The sequence below is a fragment of the Bulleidia sp. HCP3S3_C9 genome (genome assembly GCF_052064035.1).
Classification (GTDB): Bacteria; Bacillota_I; Bacilli_A; order Erysipelotrichales; family Erysipelotrichaceae; genus Bulleidia.
Map to the genome: position 1 here is coordinate 1 of NZ_JBQHWJ010000088.1, position 3983 is coordinate 3983.

5 protein-coding genes and 2 tRNA genes are annotated in these 3983 nt (G+C 34.6%); 3 read left to right on the forward strand and 4 right to left on the reverse strand.

Annotation, left to right across the window (positions count from 1 at the left end; translation table 11 throughout):
- Positions 1-157 precede the first annotated feature (157 nt).
- The 4 genes from ACTND6_RS10570 to ACTND6_RS10585 form a co-directional block, all read right to left on the reverse strand.
- The gene (locus ACTND6_RS10570) at positions 158-415 is read right to left on the reverse strand and encodes a hypothetical protein (protein ID WP_178175182.1); all 258 of its coding nucleotides are present in this window, start codon (positions 413-415) and stop codon (positions 158-160) included.
- A gap of 318 nt (positions 416-733) precedes the next feature.
- Positions 734-2032 (reverse strand): fused HPr family phosphocarrier protein/2-hydroxyacid dehydrogenase, encoded by a 1299-nt coding sequence (locus tag ACTND6_RS10575; protein WP_441024177.1) that lies wholly within the window; start codon positions 2030-2032, stop codon positions 734-736.
- 127 nt (positions 2033-2159) lie between these two features.
- On the reverse strand, positions 2160-2579 hold the full coding sequence (locus ACTND6_RS10580; protein WP_441024178.1) for a hypothetical protein: 420 nt from the start codon (positions 2577-2579) through the stop codon (positions 2160-2162).
- Entirely contained in the window at positions 2576-2818 is a 243-nt protein-coding gene (locus ACTND6_RS10585; RefSeq protein WP_178175185.1) for a hypothetical protein, read from the reverse strand. Before ACTND6_RS10585 ends, ACTND6_RS10580 begins: the two co-directional genes overlap by 4 nt.
- Before the next feature lie 132 nt (positions 2819-2950).
- Between ACTND6_RS10585 and ACTND6_RS10590 the strand changes: the two genes are divergently transcribed.
- The 3 genes from ACTND6_RS10590 to ACTND6_RS10600 all read left to right on the forward strand — a co-directional run bounded on the left by ACTND6_RS10590 (position 2951) and on the right by ACTND6_RS10600 (position 3772).
- The gene (locus tag ACTND6_RS10590; RefSeq protein ID WP_441024180.1) at positions 2951-3454 is read left to right on the forward strand and encodes a helix-turn-helix domain-containing protein; all 504 of its coding nucleotides are present in this window, start codon (positions 2951-2953) and stop codon (positions 3452-3454) included.
- Positions 3455-3542: 88 nt separating this feature from the next.
- Positions 3543-3618 (forward strand) — tRNA-Lys (locus ACTND6_RS10595).
- A gap of 78 nt (positions 3619-3696) precedes the next feature.
- A tRNA-Lys gene (locus ACTND6_RS10600) sits at positions 3697-3772 on the forward strand.
- Positions 3773-3983 lie beyond the last annotated feature (211 nt).

Genomic DNA, 3983 nt, shown 5'->3' on the forward strand with positions numbered 1-3983 from the left:
TATTATTGTTTCAGCTAACCGGTCAAGATCAGCAGATTCAATTTTACGACTGGTACTTTTTAATTTCATTCTTCCTTTCCACTTCCTCATTTACATGTTACAGGAAGCTCTGCTTTCATTCTATCACATAATAAAAGAACAGGTTCTTTCACCTGTTCTAATGATACTGTCTATCCGTCAATAACAATTGTAGTGTTTGTAGAATTTCTTCTTTTGGAACACCACATGCACTAGACATCTGTTCAATGAGTCCAGCAATTGCACCTAACACCTGATCCAGTGAACGTGATCCATAAATCAATTGTGTCTTTGTTCCATCACAAATTCCACCAAAGAATGCTCTATGCTCACTGTCTTCTTTCAAATATTCTTCAATTTGTTTACTTAGAAGCTTTGTTAACTCTTCTTGTTTCATGTATGTATCCTTTACGCATATTTAATGTAATTAAATACATTTTACACCAGTTCATTGTATGAAAGCATATAAAAAAAACCGAAGGCTGATATGTTCCCTCTTCTGTAGAGGTGGGTATCCTTGGTCAATCATCAGGATTCTTACGCGCAGCAAGCATTCACAACAGATATCACCAGTCAGAATTCCCTTATATCAAAGTGTAGGAAAAATATTTGTACCTTCGGTATAAGTAGTATAACAAATACAATCTATCAAAACAGTCTTGACTATCTTTTTTTATTCGTTCCAAAAAGAAAAGAACCAAAACTGGTTCTTTCGTTATTTTACTTCAGAAGCTCCGTATTCAAGACCTTCATTAAAGTTACGAGCATTTTCCATTGTCACTGCAGCAATTGCCTGCAATGCTTCACGTGTGAAGAATGCCTGATGACTTGTTAAGATCAAGTTAGGGAATGTTGTTAAACGAGCAACAATACTATTCTGCATCATATCATCAGAATGATCTGTATATACGTTGCCATCTTCACCTTCATATACATCTAAGCCAACCGCATGAAACTTATTCGCTCTTAAGCCCTTGATCAATGCATCTGTATCAATTAATGGTCCACGAGATGTATTGACCAGCATTACACCATCTTTCATCATATTGATAGCTTCATCATTGATCATGTGATATGTTCCACCTTCACCCATGATCAGTGGAGCATGTAAAGAAATCAAATCAGATCTCTTTAGTAATTCTTCTTTTGTGACATATGTCAATAAGCCTTCTTCTTCAAGCTTCTTGTTAGGATAAGCATCCCAGCCAAGTACTGTCATACCATAACCCTTGCAGATTCTAGCCATGATCTGACCAATTCTGCCCGTACCCATGATACCAGCAACTTTATTATGAAGATCTAATCCAAGTAAACCATTCAATGAGAAGTTGTTATCTCTAACTTTATTGACTGCTTTATTGATTCTTCTATTTGCGGCCTGAATAAGTGTCATTGCGTGTTCAGCAACTGCATATGGAGAATATGCTGGAACACGTAATACTGTAATTCCACATTCCTTTGCAGCATCAAGATCAACATTATTGAAACCAGCACATCTTAATAAAATGAGCTTAACGCCATTCTTATGTAATTCTTCTACAACTGGACGAGGTGCTTCATCATTAACAAAAATACATACTGCATCAAACCCAACGGAAAGATAAGCAGTTTCACTTGTCAATCGAGAATTGAAATATGTAATATCAACGTTATATGTTCCTTCACCTTTATCTTTTGATAATTCTGAGAAGAAGATACGGTCATAGTCTTTTGTTCCATAGAAAGCAACCTTCAGAATAGAAGCTGGCTTATCTTTTGGTTCAACTTCTTTTAGAACTTCCTGGATCTTTGCCATTGCTTCTTCTTCATCTTCTCCAGTGATTGTAAACTTGAGTGTAGTACCTTTAGCGGCATGCAGGCTCAAAATGGAAAGAACATCGTTACCTTTTGCTTCTTCGCCATTGCCTTCAATCACAACTGCAGACTTAAAATTAGTACATGCCTGTGCAAGCATTGCTGCTGGACGTGCATGAATACCCAGAACATTTGTTACAACATAATTAAATGTTTTCATTACGTTAAAAATCCTCCCTTATGTTTTTCATATTTATTTTACATGATGATATGTATTCCTACTACTTTTTTATTCATTTGTTTCATTTTTTCACAAATAAAAAGATAAGATCGATTATGATCTTATCTTACATCCTGCTTAATTGATCTTTGATTTCTTCTACACGGCGAATAGCACGTCGTACCTGTTTTTTTGCCTCTTCAATTTTACTTTGGACCATAAAATCAATGATTCCATTGTCAAAAAACACATCTGCAAAACCCATAAAGTCCATACTATCAAACTGAAAGTCCAGATCTTCATCTACATCTCTCAATTCTTTAGAAAATCTCTGTAAAGCATATCTTGCTTCATTCATATGCTTTTGCGCAGAATTCATATTTGAGTGTTTGATCATTGAAGTAATCATACCTCCACCAAGGATATCAAAGATTCCCCATCCACCTGCACTTTTTAAATCTGATTCAGCATTATGCAATGCTTTTAAAGCAACATTTGCTGCTTCAATTGCTTCTAATATTTCATTTTGATATTGTGCTTCTGTCATATTGTTGTTCCTTTTCTAGTAATAAATACAATGAGTGCAACAGGTATGAAAACAAATATTGCAAGCACTCCAATCATGCTAAACAATATAACCATTGAAATCACAGAACAAAGAATACCAACTACGATTTTCAATACAAAACCCGTAATCGCAAATGATGCAGAAAACATAAAGCCTATGATTTTCAAACCAATGGATAATAAGCAGATTGCCAATAAACAAGAAAGAACTGTTAACATACATATCACTCCCTTCATCCTTTTTATTGGATACAACCATTATATGATGAATGAGAATGAACACTATGGAAATGATTGCGAAATATTCTTAAGTTTCCGCACACATTGCGGAAACATTGGTAGAATAATACCATGAACAATGAAAAGAATATTTATGTAGAAGCTAGAAAACAAAGCAATCTTACACAGGCAAGAGCAAGTGAAGCAATGCAGACGATTTCTGAAGATCGTTTGGCACGTTTAGAAACAGATAAGATTTCAATGACTCCAAATGATGTATTGGAAATGTCAAATGCATACAAAAGACCCGATCTATGTAACTATTACTGCACACACGAGTGTCCAATTAGAAAAAGCACTTTAAGTGAAATCAAGCCACAGCAATTATCAAATATCATTTTAAAAATGATTGCTTCTTTAAATACAGTTGAAGCAGAAAAAAATGCATTGATTGAAATTACATCCGATGGACAAATCACAGAAAACGAACTCAAGGACTTCGCACACATTCAGATAAAACTCAATGAAATATCTTCCACAGTTGAAGCCTTAAAACTTTGGGTAAAAGAAATGATTGCTACAGGAAGCATTGATGAAGAAGAATATGAAAACGCACTTCAAGAGCTCACAAAATAATTGTGAGTTCTTTTTTGAAATTTTTTTATTTTTTTATTGACACAATCACAGTGTCTTGGTATTATATTTAAGCACTGTTAAAAAGCATGGTTCCTTAGCTCAGTTGGTAGAGCAACTGACTCTTAATCAGTGGGTCGACGGTTCGAGCCCGTCAGGAACCACCATAAAGAAAAACTCATTCAAAATTGAATGAGTTTTTTATTGCATTTTCAAAATAAAATGATTATAATAGATAAGCAATTGGTTCCTTAGCTCAGTTGGTAGAGCAACTGACTCTTAATCAGTGGGTCGACGGTTCGAGCCCGTCAGGAACCACCATATGATAAAAGCATATGATTCAGTTTCTTGATCATATGCTTTTTTATTTTCTATCAAAAAGAATGAATCATAGATCCATTCTCATTGATACTTATCATTTTTAAACATAACTGACCACCTGATTCAAAAAAGTTCAGAAATCTCTTTAGTGTCCGCTTTTTAGTACAATAAAATCATATTGCTGGATATACACTTTAACTGCGAGGTAAAA

Bases quoted from the DNA above. Each gene is read 5' to 3' on its own strand.
- ACTND6_RS10570 (WP_178175182.1), bottom strand. From the start codon at position 415: ATGAAACAAGAAGAGTTAACAAAGCTTCTAAGTAAACAAATTGAAGAA.
- ACTND6_RS10575 (WP_441024177.1), bottom strand. From the start codon at position 2,032: ATGAAAACATTTAATTATGTTGTAACAAATGTTCTGGGTATTCATGCA.
- ACTND6_RS10580 (WP_441024178.1), bottom strand. From the start codon at position 2,579: ATGACAGAAGCACAATATCAAAATGAAATATTAGAAGCAATTGAAGCA.
- ACTND6_RS10585 (WP_178175185.1), bottom strand. From the start codon at position 2,818: ATGTTAACAGTTCTTTCTTGTTTATTGGCAATCTGCTTATTATCCATT.
- ACTND6_RS10590 (WP_441024180.1), top strand. From the start codon at position 2,951: ATGAACAATGAAAAGAATATTTATGTAGAAGCTAGAAAACAAAGCAAT.